The sequence below is a fragment of the Johannesbaptistia floridana genome, assembly GCF_057440575.1.
In genome coordinates this window covers 1-23,551 of the sequence record NZ_JALKVM010000094.1, presented here as the reverse complement: position 1 = coordinate 23,551, position 23,551 = coordinate 1, and the positions used below count along the sequence as shown (strand labels likewise).

The following is a 23,551-nucleotide window of genomic DNA, read 5'->3' as shown; positions in this document are numbered from 1 at the left end:
AATATGGCTTTTCTGTGCAAAAACAAATTTATTTAGAAAAAGGTGGTAAACTAGATAAATTTGAATTAGATTATGAAAGCTATAAAAAGATGGCGGAACAATTGGGCTGGTATACAGGAAACCTACAAAGAGACGGTTATTATCCTACTCTTATATTAGGTTGGTTAATTTGGGGGTATGAGGGGTACCTTTTTTCTCTTCTCTAGACTATAGCAGATAAAGGACTTAGACGATCCATAAATGTTTATATAAATTTCATCTGTACGATTTTATAAGGGTTTTTTGGATTTCATTACCTGTTAGAGCTCTAGAAGTACTATACTAATAACATAACTGTCTAGTAAAATTAAACAAATATCAACTACCAACCCTGAAAAAGTGTATTAAAATATACCAAAACCTCAAAGATAAAAGTAATTTAGACACACCAATCCCTTGTGATAATTTGTAACTCAGTAATAATTAGCAAGATATTCCTCAACATACTTAGGGTTATAGCATTTCAAAGGACTCATGAGGTTGTACCTAACTCTCGGAGCCTCGGTGCCTCTCGGAGCCTCATATCTTCCACCAAAACAAAAGTACAGAAATTGGCCGACAAGGGAGAATCAATTTTTAAGCGCGATCGCATTAATTCTTTAACTCATTACTCATTACTCATTACTTCAAAACTCAGTAACTGTAGGGTGCGTTAACCTATTTATAGTATATTTTAATTCTATAAATCTACATAAGACTTTTAGGTAAAGAGGCAATGATAATACTCACTCTCTCGTGTAGGAATGAGCGATCGCCTTGCTGGATATTTTACGTGGTGCGCAGTCAGCAAAAATATTTGTTCATCAATGGGATTCTGTGCGTTACGCCCTTCGCGGGCTAACGCACCCTACTAATGTTTATAGATTTGAAAAAATATTTCGTCTAACTATTCCCGTATCTCACATAAATCACCTGTAGTAGGGGCGCAAGGCTTGCGCCCTAAATACGCTCAGACAAAGCGCCGTAAATCAATTGGATTTGCTGCGTTACGCTCTTAATAAGAAAGAAGCGATCGCCTTGCTGGATACGTTACGCGGTGCGCAGTCAGAAAAAATATTTGTTCATCAATTGGATTCGGTGCGTTACGCCCTTCGCGGGCTAACGCACCCTACTGGTCTGTAAGCAGTGCCGAGAATTTTTTTTTGCTTTAACCTAGAGATAGCGTTGATTAAATTTTAAATGACTAAGACAAATCCAGATATAGTAATTATAGGTAGTGGTGTTGGCGGACTATGCTGTGGAGCCATGTTAGCACGCTATGGGTTAGATGTAACTGTATGTGAAAGCCACAGTATACCAGGTGGTGCCGCCCATGCCTTTGAACGAAATGGCTATAAGTTCGATTCTGGACCTTCTCTTTATTCGGGATTGTCCTATAGTCCTTCTCCTAATCCCCTCAGACAAGTATTAGATGCCGTAGAAGAAGATATTGAATGGGTTAACTATTATAGTTGGGGTTGTTTCTTACCAGAGGTAACCATCGATGCCGGAGTAGGTTCAGAGGAATTTAAACATATTCTTAAAAAGTTACGTGGTGAAGAAGCAGTAAAAGAATGGGAAGAATTACTAAAGGCTGTTGCTCCCCTATCAGAAGCGGTGATGAAGTTACCTACGGCGGCTTTACGTTGGGATTTAGGTGCAATCTTTACTGTAGGTGGTTATGCCCCTAGTTTACTCCCATATATAGGCAGTGCCAGTAAGCTTACAGGTGCATTTGATCAAGTGACTAAAGGGATAGTAAAAGATCCTTTTATTTATAATTGGCTCAATCTTCTCTGTTTTCTGCTTTCGGGATTACCTTTAGAACAAACTAGCGCTGCTGAAGTGGCTTTTATGTTCGCCGATTGGTATCGTCCGAATGTGGCCCTAGATTACCCAGTAGGAGGTAGTGGTGCCATTATCGATGCTTTAGTTCGAGGTATGGAAAAGTTTGGGGGTAAGTTAAGACTCAATTCCCATGTGAGTGAAATATTAGTGGAGAATCAAAAAGCAGTAGGGGTAAAATTACGTAATGGTGAAGAGATTCGCTCTAACCAAGGCGTTGTCTCTAATGCTTCGGTTTGGGATACTATGAAAATTATTCCCCCTCAAGCAATACCTAGCGACTATCGTCAAGAAAGAGAAAATACTCCTGCCTGTGATAGTTTTTTACATCTACATTTAGGCATTGATGGCACAGGATTAGAAGATAAGATTGGTTGTCACTATGTGGTGCTGAAAAACTGGGACATCGCGGCACCCCAAAATTTGGTTGCTGTTTCTATTCCTTCGGTTTTAGATCCTTCTTTAGCCCCAGAGGGTAAGCATTGTATTCATGTATATACACCTGCTACAGAACCTTATGAGTTATGGGCTAATCTAGATAGACGCAGTGAAGCTTATCAACAGCAAAAACAAGAACGCGCTGAGGTGATGTGGTTAGCTTTAGAAAAGATAATTCCTGATATTCGCGATCGCACGGAAGTAAGTTTGGTGGGAACTCCTTTGACTCACGAGCGCTATCTAAGACGCGATCGCGGTTCCTATGGTCCCGCCTTGATAGCAGGGAAACAGACCTTTCCTGGCCCTCAAACCCCCCTTACAGGCTTATTTTGCTGTGGGGATGGGACTTTCCCAGGTATTGGTGTTCCCGCTGTAGCTGCTAGTGGAATGGGTTTAGCTAATACTCTCGTCTCCGTGCCTCAACATTTAGAACTACTTAAGGCGATTACCGAAGGCTCAGATCTTGCATCTTTATCAAAAGTTACTGGTGGGGGTTGAGTAATGAGTAATGAGTTTTGAAGTAATGAGTTAAAAAATTAATGCTCAACGCTTAAAAATTGGTTGACCGAGCACGATCTTAGGCGAAAGAGAAATGAACTTTTTCTGAGGTTAATTTAGTACATAAGTACTGGTGCTTTGATATGAGGAAGGGGAAAAGTAATAAATAGTGAGGCGATATTTACTGGCGCCCATTAGCAAAATTATGCGTTTTGAGTAATGAGTAATGAGTAATGAATAATGAGTTTTCTCAACAAATTGTGATTATCGGTGGTGGATTCGGTGGACTATATACAGCATTAGCTTTGAATAAGTCTAGCTTGGTTAAATCCCAGAAAGCTACAGTTACCCTAGTAGAAGCTGAAAGCCATTTTTTATTTACACCACTTTTGTATGAATTGTTGACTGAAGAGTTAAGGAGTTGGGAAATTTCCCCATCCTATCAGAAACTGTTGAGTCACACCACAATCAAGCTGGAATCTCAAATCGCTACTAATATAGATTTAGAAAAACAGCAGGTAATTTTAGTTAATCAACAACGAATAGATTATGATTATTTAGCGATCGCTGTAGGCAGTGAAAATCGTCCTCTACCTATTCCTGGTGCTGATTATAGTCTTAACTTTCGTACTCTTGCTGATGTGGATTTACTTGAGGAGAAATTAAAACCTCTAGAATTATCCCAAAGACAGTATATTCGGATTGCTGTAGTAGGAGGAGGTGCCAATGGAGTAGAATTAGCTTGTAAATTAGCAGATCGTTTAGGCGATCGCGGTGAGATATATTTATTAGAAAGAGGGACATCAATTCTTAAGCATTTTTCTTCTGGAGTCCAAGCTGCTGCTAATCGTGCCATCAGTAAAAGAAAAATCTATGTTATTTATGAAGCTAATTTAGAAGCTATCGAGGCAGAAACAATTAAGTTAAATGGGGAAAATATGCCGATAGATTTAGTAATATGGACAGGAGGCACCCAAGCTAGAGAATGGATTAAAAAATTACCCTGTCAAAAGAATAATCGAGGCAAATTACTCACTTTACCTACTCTACAACTGCTTGAATATCCAAAAGTATTTGCCTTAGGAGATGTAGCAGAAATTTACCAGTGTCAAAAAAACATACCAAATACAGCTCAAGCTGCCTATCAAGCCGCTAGTTGTTTAGCAACTAATATGGTTAGAAATATCCAGGGAAAAAAACTCAAACAATTTCACTATTTACATTTAGGAGATATGTTAACCCTCGGTAAAAGAAGGGCAGTTATTTCTAGTTTTGGGATTAATTTAGAGGGTAAATTAGGCGATAAACTCAGGAGATTAGTTTATATTTGTAGAATGCCAACTTGGCGTCATCGTTTTCAAGTATTAAGAAATGTTATACAGATTTCTCTACTACGTAGATTAAAGTTTGTCCCTAGGCAAATAGGTAAATTATTTAATTCTTGATAGATATTATTATAGTAATTTAATTTTATATAGCATTTCAAAGGACTCATGAGGTTGTACCTAACTCGGAGCCTCCGAGCCTCATATCTTCCACCAGAACTTATGTACTAATTTTTAAGGAAAAATGTTCTTTATGGTTAATTCTCTATAATCTTTGTATCCTAGAGGTTTAACATCAATTCTTTTACTTCAAAACTTCAAAACTTCAAAACTCAACCACCCCCAGTAAATGAGTGGAAAAGATGCAAGATCTGAGTAAAAGAGGTGAGGTCTGGAGCTAATCGCCACATGATTAAGAAATGTTGAAAATATTTGCAAAAAAGTTACAACAAAGTAATTTATACACTTTGTAATCAAAGAAAAATGCACTCTTTCTAGCATAATACATCAAAAAAACTTGCACTTTTTATGATAAAAATGGACTCAAACCTTTATCTAGCAAAAGTTTTACATTTATTCAGCAAGCCCTAACTAGCAAAAAAACCTGACGAGGTGACAACTTTTGTTAAACTGAAGGCTCCGGCATACTTAAGGAATAATTACAGTAACCGCAGCCACAGCAATTAACATTTCATCATTTTTATCATTCAAAGAGGCGATCGCCCTCCCGTTGACAATCATGCCTCCATCACTCACCTTAAGGCTTTTTTGACCAAAAGGTAACACTGCTAATACTTCTGCTTCCCTGACGGTATCAGGATAGGGTACAGCCACTTCTACTTCTACAATCATTTGGTCAGGATGGTCTAATCCTGCTACTTCCCAAACTCCTGGTAAGGCATTGTGGGCGATCGCGTTGCGTACTGCTCTTGTAGCTGCTACTGTGGGATCTTGTCCGTGTTGGTCAATCCCCATACCCATTTCAATTATTAAACGTTTTTTACTCATTTTTTTGCTTTAGTCTGCTATAAATCAAAAGCATTGGAACTAAGATTATCTTGAGGTAAGAAGGAGCGTTCCGAAGGTAAAGGAGCGACTGGCTCTGTTAAAGTAAATTTCCCCGCGGTAATCATATTTTTCAGAGTTTCTGCTACTTCCCGAGAGCGAGAAATACTAGCTAGGGGTGCTACTCTGACTGTTTTTCCCTCTATTTTAATTTTACCGCTTTTAAGCTGTGCGTAACTTACTAGACCAAAAGTCGGACGTACTCGCCGAGGGATAGAAAAATCTACAACGGGGGCCACAATTTCTTCGTCTTTTACTGTACAGTTTACTACTACTTGTTCATTAATTACTGGAATTGGTATTCCTACCCCTAACATTAGAGATGGACCATATTTTTTAAAATAACAACCTCTAACCCAGTAGGAGTCCATTTGTTTAGCATCACCAATCAAAGCCAGAGTGGCGGCAGGACCAATTGGTGTTTGATTGGGTAAGCGTTTTTGTAGGGGAAAATGTTGAGTCCCCTCCCAAGTAACATAACCAATACCTCCCCCCAGAAAAATGCGAGTACCTATACCTATAGTCTCCAAACATGGGTCATTAAATAGGGGAGAGATATTTCCCGGATTGGAATAAACTGCATTTCCCAGACGGGGTAATAGAGGTCCTAAATAAGTATACAGAGGACTATCTCCGGCGTTAACCCCAACAATAAAATTTTGATAGAGGTTACGTGGATTAAACAAATAAAACTGATTAATTGTTTCTTTAGTAATAGTTGTTTCTATACTAGCGCGGGGGTAACAATCGGTAACTTGTCCAATTGCTTTAAGATTTACAGATTTCCCCGCGATTAATTCTTCGATTACATGTCCTCCTCCCCGATTATTTGCTACATTATTTACGTTCACTTCTAGATCACTAATATCTCCTCCTTCTGGAATCATTGTAGCCCCTATGTATAGATCCACTGCCCCAAAACCTGCATAGGCCGGAACACCATCTAACCAACAATCACGAATTTTAATCGGGGGATCTGTATGACCGATATTAATAAAAGCCCCAGATGACTCCATGGGTTCAAAAGTCCCTGTACAAACCACATCAACCTTTTCAAAGGCTTGAGTGACTCCTATTTCTGCTACTTCCTCTTTTAGTTGTTCTACTGTCCAAACAACTGCTTTACCTTGGGTAATTTTCTCATTAATTTCGGTAATAGTTCGCATACATCTTGATTTTTTGCTAAGAATCTACTTTTGCTACCATTGTTTGTACTGCTATATTCCTATAAAAGCTCAACTATTCCACGGAATTTTTGATCATTCGCCAACTTAATAATATTGCGGTAATTATAGTAGGAGTAAACACACCAATTAGAGCATGAGTTGGACTGGCAGTAATTGGTAAATCTACAATAAAATACTTAATAGCTACAGACATTGCCGTAGATATTCCTAATACTTTGATAATTAGTTCTAAACTACTATTCATTCATTTATTTAAGTTTTTGTTTGAGGAACTTAATAATTGTGTTAATCTGTTTTCTCTGCTTAACCATTTCTCCGTGCATTTTCCGAATAGTTGCTTTAAGTCTAGCAATTTCTGCGGCCATTTCTTCAGGATCAGTGCTCACAGTTTGAGGAGGAGTAGTATCATCTGGTGGTAGTTGTGCTGGAGCTTTTCGGATAGCATCTTTGATAGCATCCTTTAACTGTTTTTGATCAAAAGGCTTTTCTACAAAGGCAAAATCCTTAAAAGGCTCACTAATTTTATCCGTTACCTCTTCTTTGCGCCCGGACATTAATACTAATGGTATCGCTTTCAGGTTTGGCTGTTTTTGAATTTCTTGATAAACATCCCAGCCGCTCATACGAGGTAAGAAGAAGTCTAGCATAATTAAATGGGGAGGATTGCTTTGGATTAAATTCCAACCTTCAGCTCCATCTTCTGCTTCTATAACTTCAAACTTACCTTCTGCTAACATATCTTTGACACATCTTCTGATAACTCTACTGTCATCAATTACAATAATCCTACGATTAGCCACTGATATAACTCCTTTTAGTTTTGTGGTAATATGTTACTCATCTTGATGATTTTGTTTCTCAATTAAAAGCTAAGCTTATAAAAATTGTTGATTACTTTAACAATTATATTATGTACTAACCTGTTTTTTGATTTTTGACAAAAGGTCGGGACGTCTAATTCTAGTTCTTTCTATTTGTTGTTCAAGACGCCAATTGGCGATCGCTTCATGGTCTCCTGAACGTAAAACTGATGGTACTTCCCAATCACGAAAAACAGGCGGTCTAGTATACTGAGGATAATCGAGTAAACCCTCTTCAAAACTTTCGGCTTTGAGAGATTCAGTTTTACCCACAGTTCCTGGCAATAAGCGAACCACACCATTAACTAATGCTAAAGCAGGTATTTCTCCACAAGTCAGGACAAAATCCCCGAGAGAAATTTCCTCGTCTACTAAATATCTAACTCTTTCGTCTACTCCTTCATAATGGCCGCAGATTAAAACTAGTTGTTGATAATTAGAAGCTAATGTTTTCAGTATATCTTGATTTAAAGTTTTTCCTTGGGGACTCATCAAAATAATTTGCCTATTTGGCAGAGTTTCTAGAGATTCTACCGCAGCAAAAATTGGTTCGGGTTTGAGTAACATTCCTACACCACCTCCATAAGGTTCATCATCTACACGATGATGCTTATCGGTGGTGAAATCTCGGGGATTAATCAAGTTAACTTGAGCAATACCTTTTTTGATTGCCCTACCGATTAAACTGGAGTTGAGGGGTGAAGTAAAAAACTCGGGAAATAAGCTAATAATATCAATCTGCATAGATGGTTATTCACATTCACACTCATTTGGACTGAGGGCTTCTTCACTCTTAAATTTAACAGAGTCTAGAAGCTTTGCTTTTATAATAAAGACATAATTAACTATTATCACACAGAAATAATCAATGTCTTCTACAGAAGTTAAAAGTAAACCGGAGATTGACCAAGAACAATACTGGAATGAAATTCCCGATGAAGCAGAGATGTCCTTGTTTGAACATCTTGAAGAATTGCGAATGCGTATTTTTGCCTCACTGATTGGAGTGTTAATTGGCTGTATTAGTTGTTTCATTTTTGTTAAACCTATTGTACAACTATTACAAATTCCCGCTCAAGGGGTAAAATTTTTACAACTAGCACCGGGAGAGTATTTCTTTGTTTCCATTCAAGTGGCAGGATATAGCGGTATACTAGTGGCTAGTCCTTTTATTCTTTACCAGGTTATTCAGTTTGTTCTCCCAGGCTTAACTCGTCGGGAACGCCGTTTAATTGGACCAATTGTTTTAGCTTCTACAGTGCTATTTTTTGTAGGGATTGCTTTTGCCTATTTGGTTTTGGTTCCCGCAGCTTTAAACTTCTTTATTAATTATGGTGCTGATGTAGTTGAGCAATTATGGTCAATAGATAAATATTTTAAGTTTGTACTACTTTTGTTATTTAGTACTGGCTTAGCTTTTCAAATTCCAGTGATTCAGTCATTGTTAGGATTTTTGGGGATTGTCTCGGCAGAACAAATGCTCAAAGCTTGGCGCATAGTTGTAGTAGGGGCCCTGGTTTTGGGTGCAGTGTTAACACCTTCTACTGATCCCCTCACCCAATCTTTACTAGCAGGAGCAGTAATTGGGCTATATTTAGGGGGAATAGGTGTAGTTAAGTTATTAGGGAAATAATGCAGTTATCTCAAAATAAATGGCGCTTAGGTATCGCCATCGCTGTTATCTTAGGCATATTACTATTTGTGTTTTTAGCACCAGAAGGCTCTGTAAATCAGCAAGGTTCTAGTTACAGTAGTAAACCTTTTGGTTATGGCGCTTGGTATAGTTATATGAAAGACCAACAGGAAGTTGAGATAAATCGTTGGCGTCAACCCGTAAATCAACTAGAATCAGATTCTCCAGTCACCTTGATTCAAGTACACTCTTTCCCCCCTTCGGCTTTACCAAGAGATTGGGTAAGTAAAGGTAATACTTTGATTATTCTCGGCGTTGAGGCAGAAGCAACAGGTGCTAATTTTTCCACTCTTCACCCTACTTCTGGGGGAGATGTGAAAATTGAAACTCGTCGCCGTCTAGGCAATTACTTGGAAGCAGAAGGTATTTTACTAGGGGATAATTATGGGGCGATCGCCGGGGAAACTACTATTGGAGATGGGAAGATTATTTATATATCTACCCCCTACTTAGCAGCTAATGCCTATCAGGATTATCCAGCTAATTATCAATTTTTAGCAGAGTTAGCTAGTAGAAATGGTCAAGAAATCTGGATAGATGAGTATATTCATGGTTATCAAGACAAAGTGTGCCCAGTGCCCGAAAATCCTAACCAAGACGGGAAGGAAAATCCTAACCAAAATGGGAAGGAAAATCCTAACCAAAATGGTATATGTGAAAATAACTTAGAAACAGAAGATACCTTTTTAGCCTATTTTTCTAGAACTAGTATATTTCCTCTGTTGATTCAATCTCTAGTGTTATTTTTGGTGGCAGTATGGGGAGGATGGCGTAGTTTTGGTAATCCACAACCTCTATCTCAAACTATAATAGATAATACTCAAGTTTATGTTGATGCCCTCGGTCAAGTTTTACAAAAAGCCAAGAAAACTGACTATGTTGTTCAAACCGTTGGCGCCTATCAAACTAAAAGGCTGCAAATGTCTTTAGGATTAGGAGATGATTTACTAGAGTCTGATACAATTACCAATGCTTTAGTAAAACATAATTCCCCAACTGCTAAAGATGTAAAGAACTGGTTAATCTTGCAAAAGAGTAACAAACATTTAACTGAGACAGAGTTATTAGCTTGGTTAATTCAAGGCCAAAAAATTCGCGATTCTATAGACAATGAAGCAAAATAACCAGATTGTATCTAAACTGCAAGCAAATATAGAGCGAGTAGTTTTCGGCCAAACTAAGGTAATCGAAGAACTACTTGTAGCTTTAATTACTGGTGGTCATGTGATTATCGAAGGGGTACCCGGTACGGGTAAAACTATGTTAGTCAGAGTGATTTCTCGACTGATTCAAGCTGATTTTCGTCGAGTGCAATTAACTCCAGATGTATTGCCAACAGATATTCTAGGTACGAATATTTTTGACCTTAATAGTCGCAGTTTTAGCTTAAAAAAAGGTCCTATTTTCACAGATATTTTGTTGGCAGATGAAATTAATCGTACTCCTCCTAAAACTCAATCTGCTTTACTAGAAGCAATGGCGGAAAAACAAGTAACTCTCGATGGAGAAAGTATGCCATTGAGTGAATTGTTTTGGGTAATCGCCACCCAAAATCCCCTAGAGTTTGAAGGGACTTATCCTCTCCCGGAAGCACAATTGGATCGCTTCTTATTTAAATTAGTGGTAGATTATCCTAACTCCACGGCAGCAAAACAGATGCTGATGGCAGCTAATCAACGTATTTCTCTATCTAGATTGGATTTAAATAAACTACCGCCACCAGTTACCAACGTTAATGATATTTTAGCCGCACGCCAAGCCGCTCAAGAAGTAACTTTAGCTGAGAATATTATTGATTATTTACTAGAATTAGTAGAAAAAACCCGCAAACATCGAGATTTGCTATTAGGTGCTTCTCCTAGGGCCGCTGTACTCTGGTTAGAGGCGAGTAAAGCCCAAGCTTGGCTCCAGGGACGTGATTATGTTACTCCAGACGATCTAAAGGCGATCGCCCTGCCTCTTTTGCGTCATCGTTTGATTCTCAAACCAGAAGCCCAATTAGACGGTTTACAGGTAGAAGGAGTCATTAGTTCTCTATTAGAACAAGTAGCCGTACCTAGATGAATTCTGAATTCAAAGGCAAGGAGTTCGCAAAGATAAGGAAATAAATTAAAATAATTTTTCTCTAAAGCTACCAGTGACGAGTAATACCATAATTATCCAATAATTTATCTTTACTAATTATGGGCAATTGCTCTACTAAAGATTGAGAAACAATCAATCTATCAAAAGGATCTCGATGATGAAAAGGGAGAGTTGTTAAAGTTTGTAAGTGTTCAATGTTGATATTAAGAATTTCTATTTCATTATCAACTAATTGTTGGGGAAACAATACTTCAAAAGGCTTGATTAATGTCAATTTTCCAAGACTTGATTTAATAGATATTTCCCATAAACTAACAATGCTTACAGACATACCATTTTCTTCCCCTTCAATTGTTTCTCTGGCTTCATTACTTAATCGCTCATCGCCTCCGATGAACCAGATTAAACTATGTGTATTAAGTAAGTAATTCATTACATATAATCCTTGAAATCTTCTAAAGGCTCGTCAAAATCTTCAGACATAGTTATTAATCCTTTAGCACTTCCAAAAACTCTTTTTTTCTTTTTCTCTGTATGAGATGCTTGCTGTATTGATAGATTATTATTCTGAGGAAAAGTATCTACATCCCCTACCCATCTATCTCGCTTCAAACGATTAGCATATTTGCCTTGATAGTTAAAAAGTTTTAGCAGGCATAATTCCAAGTACCACAATGAAATCTCTTTAACATCTTGTTTGTAATTTTTATATAAACTACGAAACTCGTTAAGACTGTTTCGATTGTTCTCATTCTCAATATGAACTATTTTATTACGGATTTCTGCTATTATATGGGGAATATCTGTCCCATTTTTGCCTTGTTTGCTATTTTTTATCATTTTTTTGCCTTGTTTGCTATTTTTTATCATTTCTTCTAATTCCTTGAATCTAGGAGAGAGTTGAGTAAGTTCAATTGGAATATTAGCCCACTTAACAAGATCTTGAATATTACTTGGTTTATTTAAAATTGCCGAAGAAAGCAGTGCTAAAGCTGTTTTTAATAAGATTATCGACGGTTCACATAAAACAGAAGTGTTTGCTTCTACATATATATGAATTACTTGGCGTAGAATTTCTCTCATGTTTTCATCAAACCAAAGTTTAGCAAATTCTGAAAATGGTTCTTGAAACTGATTTCCCTGATTAGATTCATCTAACCATGATTTGTGAGAAGTGTATGGCATTTGTGTAGGAGATTTCCAAATTTCCCAAACTTTATTTTCTTCATCGTCAAAGCCAGTCAGAAATAGGGGGCTAGTACATCTTCCTGCTGCAAACCAAAGATAATAAGTAATTGCTTCTAAAAGATTATCTGCTTCTTCATGTCCAAAAGAAGAATTATCTACTTTTTGAATTTCTCCAACATGAGTAATTGCAAATCCCGAGTTGTTCTTTAATTCCTCGGTAATTTTTTGTATATTTTTTAGAGAATCAATAGTTATAATCCATTCGTTATGTTCAATTTTTAAGCGTTGGTGCAAATAAATTGTATTTTCTTCTTCACTTTTTACTGATTCCCCTATCAAATCTTTAAAATTTGGAATGAGGAATTTTGCTTTTTTAGCCTGTTTATTTTGTTGAATATCTTCTTTGACAGTTTGAGGATTTTTAATAACTCCTTGTATTAGATTAGGAGCGTTAATTAATCTTTTTTCTCCTACTATTGTTTTGCCATTTTTGAGCTTTAATTTAATTTCCTCTAAATTTTTTCCAAAAACAGGAGGATTATTTATTTCAAATACTAATCTTGGAGATGGTAGCCATTTTAACTCAATTTTTCCTGGTAAGGAAAATGTTTGATTTTCAAATTCATAATCAATTGTGCCTTTATATAAACTAATTGGATCATTTAACTTACCCACAGGAAGATGAGGAGTAATAGCTTTGGTGGTTTCGCTTTTTTCCATATTGATATTTGATAATTTATAATTAAATATTAAAAAACAAGGCTTTTTTTAGATTATGGGGTCAATTGTATTCATGCGTTACACGAGCATAATGATGCGACATTATCAGCACTTCGTAAATGATTTTGATTATATTGCTGATTCATTATGCTCCCCAAATTGTCTTAATTCATTTTATATTACTACATTGCATATAGCACTGTTTCTCCAGTATTGGTAGCAAAAATTTTTTCTCTTGGGCGTTGCTGATTCATAAGTATGATATTATTTTTTTGGCGATCGCCCCTACGATAATTTTGGTGAGTGCTTATTTAGTGGAGAGAGGTTTCATTCTGCCACCACAACAAGTTGATTATGGAAGTAATGAGATAAAAGTGATACCTGAGTTAATCAAAAACGAGAGCGATCGCCTTAAGTTTAAGTGAAACAGAAAAAGAAGAAATCTATTTTAAAGTCTTAAGGTGGTGGTTGAGAGGATTAAAAGTGGGATACGCTCTCAAAAAAGCGAGAGTCGATGCAGAAGTATCTAAGAATTTTAAGCGATCATAAATTCACAGAGTCCAATTATTTTGATTACATAGTAGATTCATGTTATTGTTAAAAACAAGCCAATAAAAATAAGGTAGTTAACTGTGAGTAATAATAATAACTCGAACTCAGACTCGATGTTTGTGTGGATAGTTACGCTAGCATTTTCTTTTGCATGGATAGTAACCCCAATGGTTATCCTTGGAATAGGCTATTGGCATTTTGGACTTATAGTAGGTGGTGCATACGTTGGAACTCATCTATATGAAATGATCCAGCGTGGCCATTGTGCTCTCTCCGCTGACTCATCAGCAATACCAATAGCCCTTATGGCTTTTATTATCTACTTACCTATTGGTGGAGCGCTAGGAGCGCTAACATACTTAGGAACAAATGTACCAGAAGAAGTATTGGAGAATTTTGTACAGAATTTTTTACATAAATCAGGTAATGCGTTAATAGCATCATATTTTATGGGTTACATTTTACTGTTTATATGTGGTTATCTTGAGAAATTTTTCAAAAAGAATCTATAGTCACCTCTTCAGTTACTCTATCCATTGCAGTACATCTCGAATAATTGACCATCGAGGGTTATTTACGGAGTCTACCTTTCCTTCTATCCAATAGTTATAAAGAGAAGAAATAGTACCATCTTGTTTTTTCAAATTTAACCAAACATTGACTACTTCTCTTAACTTATTACCATCTTCAGGAAGAGGGTCATTAGTTCTCTATTAGAACAAGTAGCCGTACCTAGGTAAATTTGTATCATCACCAGAACCAGAAAGGATGCGATCGCCACTGCCCCTGAATAAGCTATCCTTGATAAGGAACTCATGAAACCCTTGTATAGCAGGGAGTACGGTCCCAGGGGGTAGTGTCTCACAAGGGTAGGTTTTTAACATTTCGGTGAGGACGGGACAAGCTCAGATCTTGCATCTTTTCCAAAAGTTACTGGTGATGATTGAGTAATGAGTTTTGAAGTAATGAGTAATGAGTAAGAGAATTGATGCTAAACGCTTAAAAATTGATTCTCGCCTGTTGGCCTATTTAGTACTTTTGTATTTGCGTGCAAGATAGAGGAACGAAGACAAGGAGACAAGGGAGATAATACAATTAAAACAGCGTTTTGTCACATTAATGTATACCTAAAATACAGATACTTCCTTGTCTACTTTCCTTCCTTGTCTTCTTTGTCTCAACCTCACTACAAGCTCTTTGTAAAAAACCTACCCTTGTGAGGGGGGTAGTGTAGCAAAAATGTTGATAAAATTGTCTCTGTGACTAACTTACAACCAAGTGTTTCCACGGCCTCAACACTTTTATCTCACAGGGTGACGAAGAAGCTAAAAGCTTTAATTGTTAAGGGTTTGACTCTATAGATTGCTGTTTGTTACAATGCAATTATATAATACAAGTAATTCTAAATCAATAAAAAGTATATAAGTATTAATAGTGATTATCAAAATCTGGCCGAAAATTTGACAAAATTAATGATGACTTAAACAAAAAAATGTCAGAAACAAAAAAATGAATATTATCAAAAAATGGCCGGAGCATTTTGAAAAGCACTTTAGCTTGACACAAATTCAAACCCTATTAATACTAATCAAAATAATTAACGAACATCGAACATGTCAAATAGGTAAGTTAGCCACTTATTTATCGAAAGCCAATTTTATTAGAAAGCCGTCGAAAACATATTCAAAGGTTTTTAGCATTAAGTAGTATAAGCATCAGGTTTAAGTGGAGAAAAACTAAAAATAAAAGGGCTAGAGAAATATTTAGGAAGAAAGAAGAAGCCAAACAGTAAAATAAAAAGAAATAGCGATTTTTGGTTAGGTCTTTATGGAACAGCGTGGATAGATATAGAAAATAAATATGAAGATATGGTGTTAAAAATTATGGAGCTAAATCTGAATAAATTTAAATTTTATCAGAGAGGAATAAAAGCAAAAGAAAGAATAAAGAAAATTTATCAAGAGTCAATATAAATAGGAAAGAATTAGAGAGAAAGAGGAAAAATTATTAATAAATAAAACAAAAGAATAAAATGAGAAGAAGTGAATCTGAAAAGGCAAAAGAGTTTGTTGAACCCAATATATAACTGATTAACTAATAAGGCACTAAACTATATTCATGCTTCAAATATTACTCTTTTATACTTGATTTCTGATGGAAATACTAACCGTTTGATCCTTTACCCAGTAAAGCTTTTAAATAGTTCGTCACCCTGTGAGCACTTTTATATCACTACCGCTATATTAGATTAATCAATTACCCAGTAACCATGTTTTCGCCAATATTGCTCTTTTACAGCTTCTTCTAATTGTTTTGCATTAATCCACCCTTTTTCTAGCATGATGTCTATTAAATTATCTTGATTATCTTGATAATTTCTGGGTTTAAGTAAGCGGGCTTGTTGTAGTTTTTCAACATTGATCCATTTTTTATTCATAATAATTTCTAGTATTTCCATCTTTAAACCTCCATAAGGTCGGGTACAATTAACGGTGGTTTCGTGACTGGTTTCGACTTAACAACAGTTTTGGTTTAATTGTTGAACTGTAAACAAAAAGACATTGTTGTGAACAAAGATAATTTCTCTCTTAAGCCTTATGGCTTCTTTGCTAAGGGTGTTAATAAAACTCTTAGCTTGATTTGAGTTTAATTGAGACGTGTTCAAAATAACTGTTTGACCTGATTGAAAAGTCCCTTGAACCAGAAAAATAGATTCTAGAGATACAGGTTGGATAATTATGATTCGAGAAGGTGAGAAATAATTCATCGCCTCAATTAATCAGTACATTAATACTGTACAATAAATTGATTTTTTATTCAACCTAAATTGAAAAAAAATATTTCTTAAGTAAAAATACTTAAGAAATAATCTCAGTTTAATAGTTACCCGGTTCAGATTTAAGATTTCAAGCTTTTTTTAGTACTCTTTCAATCCCTTACCAAAAAAATTAGGAGGTTGATTGAGACTATAGATTTGAGTTTCAGAGGCGATCGCCGTTCCTCTTTTGCGTCATCGTTTGATCAATTTGTATCATCACCAGAACCAAAAAGGATGCGATCGCCACTGGCCCTGAATAAGCTATCCTTGATAAGGAACTCATGAAACCTTGTATAGCAGGGAGCAGGGAGAAAAGTTTTAAGTAAAATTACTTAATTTTCTTGTTAAGAAAGATGTTTATAAAGCATAGCTGAATAAGAGACCTCACAAGGATAGGTTTTTAAGATTTCGTGGGTCAATTTCTTTGAGAAAATAATGACGATTCGGTATAATATTGAGGATTGAAAAAGTTTATTTGATCAAATCCAAACAGTTCACATTTCTTATTGCTAATATGTCAGAAGAGTCGCCACGCTCAATTTATGCCGCGATGATTGCCAATATTGCTATTGGGGTAGCCAAATTTATTGGGGCAGCAATTAGCGGTAGTTCAGCCATGTTATCTGAGGGAATTCATTCAGTTGTTGATTCGATTAATGAGGTCTTATTGCTTTACGGTCTCAAACAAAGCAAAAAAGAGCCTGATGAGGACCACCCCCTAGGACACGGCCAAGAGATCTACTTCTGGTCTCTGATGGTAGCCGTGTTAATTTTCGCTTTAGGAGGTGGGATCTCAATCTATGAGGGATTTACGTCTTTTGACCATCCCAGAGAATCAACTAACCCTATGGTGAGTTATGGAGTTCTCTGTGTTGCTGCCCTGTTTGAAGGAACGGCCCTTTTAATTTCCTTGGGAGAGTTTAAAAAAGAACGTTCTGACAAAGACACCAGTTTCTGGCAAGCTCTCAAGCGCAGTAAAAATCCCGCTATTTTCGTGGTGATTTTTGAAGATAGCGCCGCCTTACTAGGTATTGCGGTGGCTCTATTCGGTGTATTCTTGAGCGACTTGACCGGGAAAGTTTTTTATGATGGATTAGCCTCTATTTTGATTGGAGTTATTCTCACCATTGTTGCTATTTTGCTGGTGGCCAAAACAAGAGGCTTATTAGTAGGAGAAAGTGCTGACCTTCATGTAAGAGAAAGTATCACGAATTTAGTGGCAAAAGATAAAGCTGTTCTTAAAGTAGAATCCCCGATCACATTTCAACTCGGGCCAAGGGATATTTTATTAGCTTTAAATATTGAGTTTCAAGACGATTTATCTTCTGATCAAATCGAATTAGCTATTCGTCGAATTGAAGACACCATTCGTGCTTCTCATGGTGAAGTCAAACGTATCTTTATTGAGGCCCGCTCCATCACTTGTGAATACGACTGTTGATAATTGCTTTTTCAAACGATTAGCATATTTGCCTTGATAGTTAAAAAGTTTTAGCAGCCATAATTCCAAGTAACACAATGAAAGCTCTTTAACATCTTGTTTGTAATCTTTATATGAACTACGAAACTTGTTACAACTGTTTCGATTTTTCTTAGTAGGATGAAATATTTTATTACGGAGTAACTGCTATTATATCGGGAATATCTTTCCAATCTTTGCCTTTATCGCTATTTTCTATCATTTTTTCTCTTATTGAGAATGAAGCTAATGATAATCATGAAAATTTTTAGCAATCCAATCCTCACCAAAATTCTAGGTTATCTAATTTTTCTGCCAACTATCTTGATTTTGATTATATTTCCCTTAAGATCAAAGCTTAATGATGATCAAACCAGCAAGAGTATTACTGTGCCTGTGCCTTTGTCACAACAATACTTAGAAGAAAAAACTCGCTTGATTACCGTCAAAATCTTAACAGAAAATAGCTGGGGATCAGGAATTATCATTAGTCGGCAAAATCAAGTATATACAATTTTAACTAATGAACATGTACTACGCCAGAATGTAGAAGAATACCAAATTCAAACCCCAGATGGGATTATTCATTCAGCTACTAAAGAGCCACAAAAATTTGAGGGCTATGACTTAGCTCTATTAAAATTCAGTAGCCTTATAGAATACCAAGTAGCAACTCTGGGAAATTCTCGAAAACTCAAATATCAACAAGTTGTTGTTGCAGGAGGCTTTCCTCTGAATTTTTCTCAAGGTCAACCAGAGAATTTTCGCTACACTACTGGTAAAATCACTCTCATACTGAACAAATCCTTAGCGAATGGTTATCAATTGGGTTACAGTAACGCAATTACTAAAGGTATGAGCGGTGGTCCGGTCTTAAATATCAAAGGAGAAGTGATTGGAGTTAATGGAATGCATGCCTATCCTCTTTGGGGAGACCCCTATATTTACGAAGATGGAGAAAAGCCATATATAGTTACTCGTCAAATCATGGAAGTCTCCAGTTGGGCCATACCAATACATAAATTCATTAGTAGATAACATACCTGGCCAAAAAAAGCTTTTGGTTACTGAAATCATGTATTTTGTATTAAATTTTTATAGCATCTTGTTAAATATATACTATAATATGTGGCAATAAAAGTATGTCATTAGTACATTTTGTCGGCTGGATGAAAACACTAAATTCTTCCCTAACAATTAGCCATCAAAATAGAAGACATGCTTAGTAGCATACAATAGTAAGAAAATAATGTGGATGTTAAAATTATTTAGAGCGAAACTATATCAAAGAATGTTTTTAGTAATCGTAACATTTTTAGTAATAGTTTTTAGTAGTAAAGTGGCGATTTCCAAATCCGTCTTTGAGTCTAAGCCTAACAATTCTGGAACAGCTCCTTCAGAAACCTATCTAATTAGTCAAAATTTTTTAGATATTAACTTTGGTTCTAATTACTACTCCCAATTAGCTCAAGCTGATGAATTTTATAAACAAGGAGACCTAGTAAAAGTAGAACAAATTCAGCGTACAGTGAAACCAGATTTGCCTCCTGCTGACTCCTTTTTACCAGCTAAATTAGATCCTGAAGAACTACAAGTAGGTAAAAGACTGTGGCAAAGAGCTAATGAAGGGATGGAACAAGATTTAGAATCTAAAGTAATTATTAATTTAGAGCATTTACTGAAGATAAATCCTGATTTTGTGCCAGCTCACCTACTCTTAGTTGATGCCTACGAAAAATATGAACAGGAAGAAGAAGCCTTGGTAGCAATTACTAGACTAGCAGAACTTTACCCAGATCTACCAGAGGTGGTGGACAAAAAAATAGATTTACTAGCCAAGAATAAAAAGTATCTAGAGGCTTCCATTGCCGCCGGGCAATTTGCCATTATATATCCTCAACATCCCCAAGCTCCTAGTTATCGTGAGACAGCGATAAATTACCGCAAGAAATATATCCGGGATATCAAAATAGAAATGACTACTAATGTAGTCTTAGGAACCGTAATCAATACCATCTTGAGTAGTGATACAGCGGTGAGCCCTCAGGGTTTGTATCCTTTAGCTATGGTTTTGGCAGGAGAAGCTAAAACAGGTACACAAATGGCACAGGAGTATCAAAAGAGGTTACCCATCATCACAGACACTGCCGAGTCAGCGTATGTAAATGAGGTTGGTCAAAAACTAGCGAGATTTATGGGTAGAGATGAATTTGAATATGAGTTTTTTATAGTAGACAATCCAAATCCTAATGCTTTTGCTATACCTGGAGGCAAAATTTTTATTAACTCAGGTATGCTACAGCTATTGGATTCGGAAGCTGAATTAGCGGGAATACTCAGTCATGAAATCGCTCACTCTGTTCTTTCCCATAGCTTTCAAACCGTTGGGACAGAAAATCTGTTTAATCTCATACCCATTGATGAGTTTAGGCAACTCGCTAGTGCCCAGTATAGTCAAGGTCAAGAAAAAGAAGCAGACATTTTGGGGACGAGAGTTCTATCAGCAGCAAAATATTCTGCTGATGGGATCTACAATATTATGGCTAAATTAGCTCAATTGGAAAAAAAGTCTAGCTTTAGCGAATCCATGTTAGCCAGCCATCCTGCTTCTACCGAGCGAATGGAATATATAGAAGAATTGATTCAACGCAATGGCTATAACCGATATGCCTACGAAGGAGTCAATGATTATAGGGTAGTATTCAAGTAGGAATTTAGGCAAAAATGTTGAGAAACCAATTGTTGATTAGTTTAATAGGAACAGCAATAATTGCTGTAGCTCCCACAGCAGTGGCTCAGTCAGAAAATATCCAGCATCCAGAACAACTAATCACACAAAATACAGTAGATATCAAAGCTATAGCAGAGCAAATCACTGTTCAAGTAGATGGGGCAACAGATCCAGGTTCTGGAGTAATTATTGCCAAAAATGGTAATAACTACTACGTGTTGACAGCTAGACATGTTATAGATAGTACAAAATTGAGAGAAGAACTGTATATAATTACCCATGATCAAAAAGAGCATAAATTGATAGTAGACGATCGCAATGTGCAGAAACTCCCCAATAACCTAGATTTATCCCTAATTCAATTTGAGAGTAAAAACAATTACCCAGTAGCTCGCATTTCCCAATTTAACTATCAGCTTTATCGTCAAAACGACTACGAAAATAACATATTTTCTGAAGCTTCTTCTCCCCAATATGTTTTCGTGTCAGGTTGGCCATTGATTGAAAATACTCAGCAAGAGTTAGTTTTTAACCCCGGGATTTTATACGATAATTCCGCTACGGCTATTTCCTACCAACCAGATACCTCCACGGAAGATTCCTTTGGTGGCTACAATCTAATCTATACCAATCTCACTCATCCAGGCATGAGTGGAGGACCAGTGTTAGATACTCAAGGACGTTTGGTGGGAATTCATGGAAGAGCTGATGGGAGAAAAATTGGCAGCGAAGACGAAATTATTCAAGATTATCTCAACGAAGTGGGATCGCCCGTGAGAATTAAAATAGGAGTGAGTATGGGGATACCAATTCAAATTTTTTTAAATTGGGCGAGGAATAATGGAGTTTATCCCTACCTGCAAATAGAAGATACTGCTCCCCCTGAATTGACCACTGAACTCGCTGATTCCTGGCAACCAACCCTGAAAATTACTGACCCTGATAACCCCTATCATTGGTTAGAAAAAGGCAATCAACTTTGGAGAATTGGCAGAGTGGCTGAGGCGCGGGGAGCTTATGAACAAGCAATTAAACTCAGAGAAGACTTGTACTTGGCTTGGTTTGCCAAAGGTTTTGCCCTAGGATTCGACGGTAAGTATCAACAAGCTCTAGAAGCTTGCGACCAAGCAACTAGACTACAGGTAAATCCTTCGATCTATTTGTACGAAGCTCATCGGTGCAAATCAGGAGCTTTACAAGCTCTACAAAGATTCGAGTCAGCTTTAATTAGCCTTGAAACCGCCTTAGCACTAAATAGTAATAATCCTGCTGATTTTATGACTCAAGGAGAACTTAAATATGCCCTGGGAGAATATCAAGGGGCCCTGGAATCTTTTAACCAGGCAGTTCGATTGAGAGAAAGCCAAAATTTGTACCCTTCGGCTCTACTATACAACAATCGAGGTTTAGTTAAGCTTGAACTGGAACAATATCAACAGGCTTTAGAAGATGTGGAAACCGCAATTAGTATCGAACCTGAATATATTCCGGCTTGGAGAAACAAGGGCTTGATTCTGCGAGGTATGGGACAATATGTAGAAGCTTTAGCAGCATACGACCAAGCACTCCAATTGAATGATCAAGACTACATCGTTTGGACTAATCGTGCTCTGGTTCTTTATCAAATGGAACGGTATCAAGAGGCAAAAGAATCTCTGGAAAGAGCTGTACAGATTCAACCAGATTATACACCAGCAGTTAATAGTTTAGAAGTTCTAGCAGAGGAAATGAAAAGTTTTGATAAAAGTAAAAGTCACAAGGAAACAAAATGAAAAAGAAATTTATAACTAAACCGCAGCACCAAGTTTTCTACATACTCACTTTACTAGTGGCAACTTGGGGACTCAATGCCTGTACAGACAAGAATGCAGATACAGCACAAAATAATCAAGTAGCGCCAATCGAAATAAATCAAGAGGAAACTACCACCACACCAACTGTGGAAGAAATAGAAAAAGCGCTCGCCAAATTACAAACAATGGATTCTGACAAAGAATTACAATTTCCGGTCAAAGGTGACGAGAAATATCGCATAATTGGCTACCAATCGGAAGATAATAAGTATATTGGTTTCAATGTTCGTAGTGTCAAGTCATTCTTACAAGAAAGCTTAAAAAATAATGGAAAATTTTCTACAACAAGTAAGATAAAAGTTATAATACTGAATGTCACGACAAATCAAAGACTAGTATTGGATCCAATCAGCAAAAATATTCCCTTGGAAAACTTTGTTGAAACAATCAATAATCAAGAATCTTGAAACTAAAAGTGTAAAAAAATAACAAAAAGAAGGTGTAAAATGAACCTAAAAATTTCTTTAAAACAGCTAGGAATTGGCGCGATCGCTATCTTCGCCTTGATCTTTTCCATTATCCTTTCTCACCCAGTAGACGCCAGAAGTAGCCAATACCAAGACTTAATCACACAAGGGGTGATTGCCGGAATTTCTACTCCAGAAGAATTAGGACTAGAATATCTCAGAAGAGAACCTGTAGAACTAGCAGCAAACAATGAACTTTTAGAGGCCATTTATTACGCCGAACAAGAAGTATCAGTGATGCCAGAAGATATTGCCCTACAATTTCCAGGGGGAACTAATTCTCCTATACGGATTGGGCAAATACCCGATGACAGTGGTACTCCATCTGGGGCTACCAATGTAGTTTTTATTGGGTTTGTCGATAGAAATGGTCAACCGCTTTATTTTACTCCCGAAATGTTAGGAAGTATGTTTAGCACAGAATATCGCAATAACGGTAATTTAACTTTTAACGAAGAAACTCAAAACATACTTGTAGCAGATGCTAGTAATAGTTTTTTACAGGCAAAAAGAATTCCAGTTTTGGATTTAGTTGTGGCTGACCCAAGAACTGGTCGAAGAGTTGTGGTTCCCAGAGTTAACGCCAACGCAGTTTGCCGAGATGGGGTTAATGCAGTTCATAATAGAAACCTCAGAAGAATCTAAGAAGATTTTGAACGAAATGTAACCTATCACTCCTCATTCTATATACCTGAGAGTCAACATCCCACCACTATAATCGGAGTACCGATGATAGTGGGGGCTTGCAA

At 36.7% G+C, this 23,551-nt stretch carries 21 protein-coding genes and 1 pseudogene; 13 read left to right on the top strand and 9 right to left on the bottom strand.

The genetic code is table 11. The annotated features are described in order from the left end of the window. From MW688_RS06750 to MW688_RS06740, 3 genes and pseudogenes are all read left to right on the top strand, one after another. A pseudogene (locus tag MW688_RS06750) lies at nt 1–206 on the top strand (hypothetical protein); the annotation flags it as partial. A gap of 1,012 nt (nt 207–1,218) precedes the next feature. Next, on the top strand, nt 1,219–2,799 hold the full coding sequence (locus MW688_RS06745) for a phytoene desaturase family protein (protein WP_486735172.1): 1,581 nt from the start codon (nt 1,219–1,221) through the stop codon (nt 2,797–2,799). Between the two features lie 233 nt (nt 2,800–3,032). Then, complete coding sequence (locus MW688_RS06740) at nt 3,033–4,244, top strand: NAD(P)/FAD-dependent oxidoreductase (protein WP_486735171.1); 1,212 nt, start codon at nt 3,033–3,035, stop codon at nt 4,242–4,244. A 528-nt stretch (nt 4,245–4,772) separates the two neighbouring features. Here the strand turns inward: MW688_RS06740 and MW688_RS06735 are convergent. The 5 genes from MW688_RS06735 to trmD all read right to left on the bottom strand — a co-directional run bounded on the left by MW688_RS06735 (nt 4,773) and on the right by trmD (nt 7,980). Further along, on the bottom strand, nt 4,773–5,132 hold the full coding sequence (locus MW688_RS06735) for a Lin0512 family protein (RefSeq protein WP_486735170.1): 360 nt from the start codon (nt 5,130–5,132) through the stop codon (nt 4,773–4,775). A gap of 17 nt (nt 5,133–5,149) precedes the next feature. Continuing rightward, entirely contained in the window at nt 5,150–6,355 is a 1,206-nt protein-coding gene (locus MW688_RS06730; protein WP_486735169.1) for a homocysteine biosynthesis protein, read from the bottom strand. 73 nt (nt 6,356–6,428) lie between these two features. Next, nucleotides 6,429–6,620, bottom strand: a complete 192-nt coding sequence (locus MW688_RS06725; RefSeq protein ID WP_486735168.1) for a hypothetical protein — start codon at nt 6,618–6,620, stop codon at nt 6,429–6,431. Between the two features lie 4 nt (nt 6,621–6,624). Beyond that, complete coding sequence (locus MW688_RS06720) at nt 6,625–7,176, bottom strand: response regulator (protein ID WP_486735167.1); 552 nt, start codon at nt 7,174–7,176, stop codon at nt 6,625–6,627. Between the two features lie 108 nt (nt 7,177–7,284). Further along, on the bottom strand, nt 7,285–7,980 hold the full coding sequence (trmD, locus tag MW688_RS06715; protein ID WP_486735165.1) for a tRNA (guanosine(37)-N1)-methyltransferase TrmD: 696 nt from the start codon (nt 7,978–7,980) through the stop codon (nt 7,285–7,287). A 124-nt stretch (nt 7,981–8,104) separates the two neighbouring features. Here trmD and tatC point away from each other — a divergent pair, with 124 nt between their 5' ends. Genes tatC through MW688_RS06700 form a run of 3 tightly spaced genes read left to right on the top strand, consistent with a single transcriptional unit; the run spans nt 8,105 to nt 10,993 of the window. After that, a complete protein-coding gene (tatC, locus tag MW688_RS06710) occupies nt 8,105–8,869 on the top strand; it encodes a twin-arginine translocase subunit TatC (protein ID WP_486735164.1) in 765 nt (254 codons plus the stop codon). Next, the gene (locus tag MW688_RS06705; RefSeq protein WP_486735163.1) at nt 8,869–10,053 is read left to right on the top strand and encodes a DUF4350 domain-containing protein; all 1,185 of its coding nucleotides are present in this window, start codon (nt 8,869–8,871) and stop codon (nt 10,051–10,053) included. Before tatC ends, MW688_RS06705 begins: the two co-directional genes overlap by 1 nt. After that, complete coding sequence (locus MW688_RS06700) at nt 10,040–10,993, top strand: AAA family ATPase (RefSeq protein WP_486735162.1); 954 nt, start codon at nt 10,040–10,042, stop codon at nt 10,991–10,993. Before MW688_RS06705 ends, MW688_RS06700 begins: the two co-directional genes overlap by 14 nt. Before the next feature lie 67 nt (nt 10,994–11,060). Here MW688_RS06700 and MW688_RS06695 read toward each other — a convergent pair whose 3' ends face one another. After that, the gene (locus tag MW688_RS06695) at nt 11,061–11,447 is read right to left on the bottom strand and encodes a type II toxin-antitoxin system VapC family toxin (protein WP_486735161.1); all 387 of its coding nucleotides are present in this window, start codon (nt 11,445–11,447) and stop codon (nt 11,061–11,063) included. Beyond that, nucleotides 11,447–12,922 (bottom strand): DUF2281 domain-containing protein, encoded by a 1,476-nt coding sequence (locus MW688_RS06690; protein ID WP_486735160.1) that lies wholly within the window; start codon nt 12,920–12,922, stop codon nt 11,447–11,449. Before MW688_RS06690 ends, MW688_RS06695 begins: the two co-directional genes overlap by 1 nt. A 719-nt stretch (nt 12,923–13,641) precedes the next feature. On the opposite strand from MW688_RS06690, the gene MW688_RS06685 reads away from it, so the two are divergent. Continuing rightward, nucleotides 13,642–13,986, top strand: a complete 345-nt coding sequence (locus MW688_RS06685; RefSeq protein WP_486735159.1) for a hypothetical protein — start codon at nt 13,642–13,644, stop codon at nt 13,984–13,986. A gap of 1,736 nt (nt 13,987–15,722) precedes the next feature. On the opposite strand, the gene MW688_RS06680 is transcribed toward MW688_RS06685, so the two are convergent. After that, a complete protein-coding gene (locus MW688_RS06680; protein WP_486735158.1) occupies nt 15,723–15,911 on the bottom strand; it encodes a hypothetical protein in 189 nt (62 codons plus the stop codon). A gap of 78 nt (nt 15,912–15,989) precedes the next feature. After that, complete coding sequence (gene sepF, locus MW688_RS06675; protein ID WP_486735157.1) at nt 15,990–16,241, bottom strand: cell division protein SepF; 252 nt, start codon at nt 16,239–16,241, stop codon at nt 15,990–15,992. Between the two features lie 526 nt (nt 16,242–16,767). On the opposite strand from sepF, the gene MW688_RS06670 reads away from it, so the two are divergent. The 6 genes from MW688_RS06670 to MW688_RS06645 all read left to right on the top strand — a co-directional run bounded on the left by MW688_RS06670 (nt 16,768) and on the right by MW688_RS06645 (nt 23,447). Continuing rightward, nucleotides 16,768–17,733, top strand: coding sequence for a cation diffusion facilitator family transporter (locus tag MW688_RS06670; RefSeq protein WP_486735156.1), 966 nt, complete (start codon nt 16,768–16,770; stop codon nt 17,731–17,733). A gap of 276 nt (nt 17,734–18,009) precedes the next feature. Further along, a complete protein-coding gene (locus MW688_RS06665) occupies nt 18,010–18,789 on the top strand; it encodes a S1 family peptidase (protein WP_486735155.1) in 780 nt (259 codons plus the stop codon). Between the two features lie 217 nt (nt 18,790–19,006). After that, entirely contained in the window at nt 19,007–20,461 is a 1,455-nt protein-coding gene (locus MW688_RS06660; RefSeq protein ID WP_486735154.1) for a M48 family metalloprotease, read from the top strand. 14 nt (nt 20,462–20,475) lie between these two features. Further along, nucleotides 20,476–22,254, top strand: coding sequence for a tetratricopeptide repeat-containing S1 family peptidase (locus tag MW688_RS06655; RefSeq protein WP_486735153.1), 1,779 nt, complete (start codon nt 20,476–20,478; stop codon nt 22,252–22,254). Next, on the top strand, nt 22,251–22,742 hold the full coding sequence (locus tag MW688_RS06650; RefSeq protein WP_486735152.1) for a hypothetical protein: 492 nt from the start codon (nt 22,251–22,253) through the stop codon (nt 22,740–22,742). Before MW688_RS06655 ends, MW688_RS06650 begins: the two co-directional genes overlap by 4 nt. Before the next feature lie 39 nt (nt 22,743–22,781). Beyond that, entirely contained in the window at nt 22,782–23,447 is a 666-nt protein-coding gene (locus tag MW688_RS06645) for a hypothetical protein (RefSeq protein ID WP_486735151.1), read from the top strand. Nucleotides 23,448–23,551: the final 104 nt, after the last annotated feature.

What these genes read in the sequence shown, in the direction of transcription:
- MW688_RS06745 (WP_486735172.1), top strand. Translation starts at nt 1,219, where the DNA reads ATGACTAAGACAAATCCAGATATAGTAATTATAGGTAGTGGTGTTGGC.
- MW688_RS06740 (WP_486735171.1), top strand. Translation starts at nt 3,033, where the DNA reads ATGAATAATGAGTTTTCTCAACAAATTGTGATTATCGGTGGTGGATTC.
- MW688_RS06735 (WP_486735170.1), bottom strand. Translation starts at nt 5,132, where the DNA reads ATGAGTAAAAAACGTTTAATAATTGAAATGGGTATGGGGATTGACCAA.
- MW688_RS06730 (WP_486735169.1), bottom strand. Translation starts at nt 6,355, where the DNA reads ATGCGAACTATTACCGAAATTAATGAGAAAATTACCCAAGGTAAAGCA.
- MW688_RS06725 (WP_486735168.1), bottom strand. Translation starts at nt 6,620, where the DNA reads ATGAATAGTAGTTTAGAACTAATTATCAAAGTATTAGGAATATCTACG.
- trmD (WP_486735165.1), bottom strand. Translation starts at nt 7,980, where the DNA reads ATGCAGATTGATATTATTAGCTTATTTCCCGAGTTTTTTACTTCACCC.
- tatC (WP_486735164.1), top strand. Translation starts at nt 8,105, where the DNA reads ATGTCTTCTACAGAAGTTAAAAGTAAACCGGAGATTGACCAAGAACAA.
- MW688_RS06705 (WP_486735163.1), top strand. Translation starts at nt 8,869, where the DNA reads ATGCAGTTATCTCAAAATAAATGGCGCTTAGGTATCGCCATCGCTGTT.
- MW688_RS06700 (WP_486735162.1), top strand. Translation starts at nt 10,040, where the DNA reads ATGAAGCAAAATAACCAGATTGTATCTAAACTGCAAGCAAATATAGAG.
- MW688_RS06695 (WP_486735161.1), bottom strand. Translation starts at nt 11,447, where the DNA reads ATGAATTACTTACTTAATACACATAGTTTAATCTGGTTCATCGGAGGC.
- MW688_RS06690 (WP_486735160.1), bottom strand. Translation starts at nt 12,922, where the DNA reads ATGGAAAAAAGCGAAACCACCAAAGCTATTACTCCTCATCTTCCTGTG.
- MW688_RS06685 (WP_486735159.1), top strand. Translation starts at nt 13,642, where the DNA reads ATGGTTATCCTTGGAATAGGCTATTGGCATTTTGGACTTATAGTAGGT.
- MW688_RS06680 (WP_486735158.1), bottom strand. Translation starts at nt 15,911, where the DNA reads ATGAATAAAAAATGGATCAATGTTGAAAAACTACAACAAGCCCGCTTA.
- sepF (WP_486735157.1), bottom strand. Translation starts at nt 16,241, where the DNA reads ATGAATTATTTCTCACCTTCTCGAATCATAATTATCCAACCTGTATCT.
- MW688_RS06665 (WP_486735155.1), top strand. Translation starts at nt 18,010, where the DNA reads ATGAAAATTTTTAGCAATCCAATCCTCACCAAAATTCTAGGTTATCTA.
- MW688_RS06660 (WP_486735154.1), top strand. Translation starts at nt 19,007, where the DNA reads ATGTTAAAATTATTTAGAGCGAAACTATATCAAAGAATGTTTTTAGTA.
- MW688_RS06655 (WP_486735153.1), top strand. Translation starts at nt 20,476, where the DNA reads ATGTTGAGAAACCAATTGTTGATTAGTTTAATAGGAACAGCAATAATT.
- MW688_RS06650 (WP_486735152.1), top strand. Translation starts at nt 22,251, where the DNA reads ATGAAAAAGAAATTTATAACTAAACCGCAGCACCAAGTTTTCTACATA.
- MW688_RS06645 (WP_486735151.1), top strand. Translation starts at nt 22,782, where the DNA reads ATGAACCTAAAAATTTCTTTAAAACAGCTAGGAATTGGCGCGATCGCT.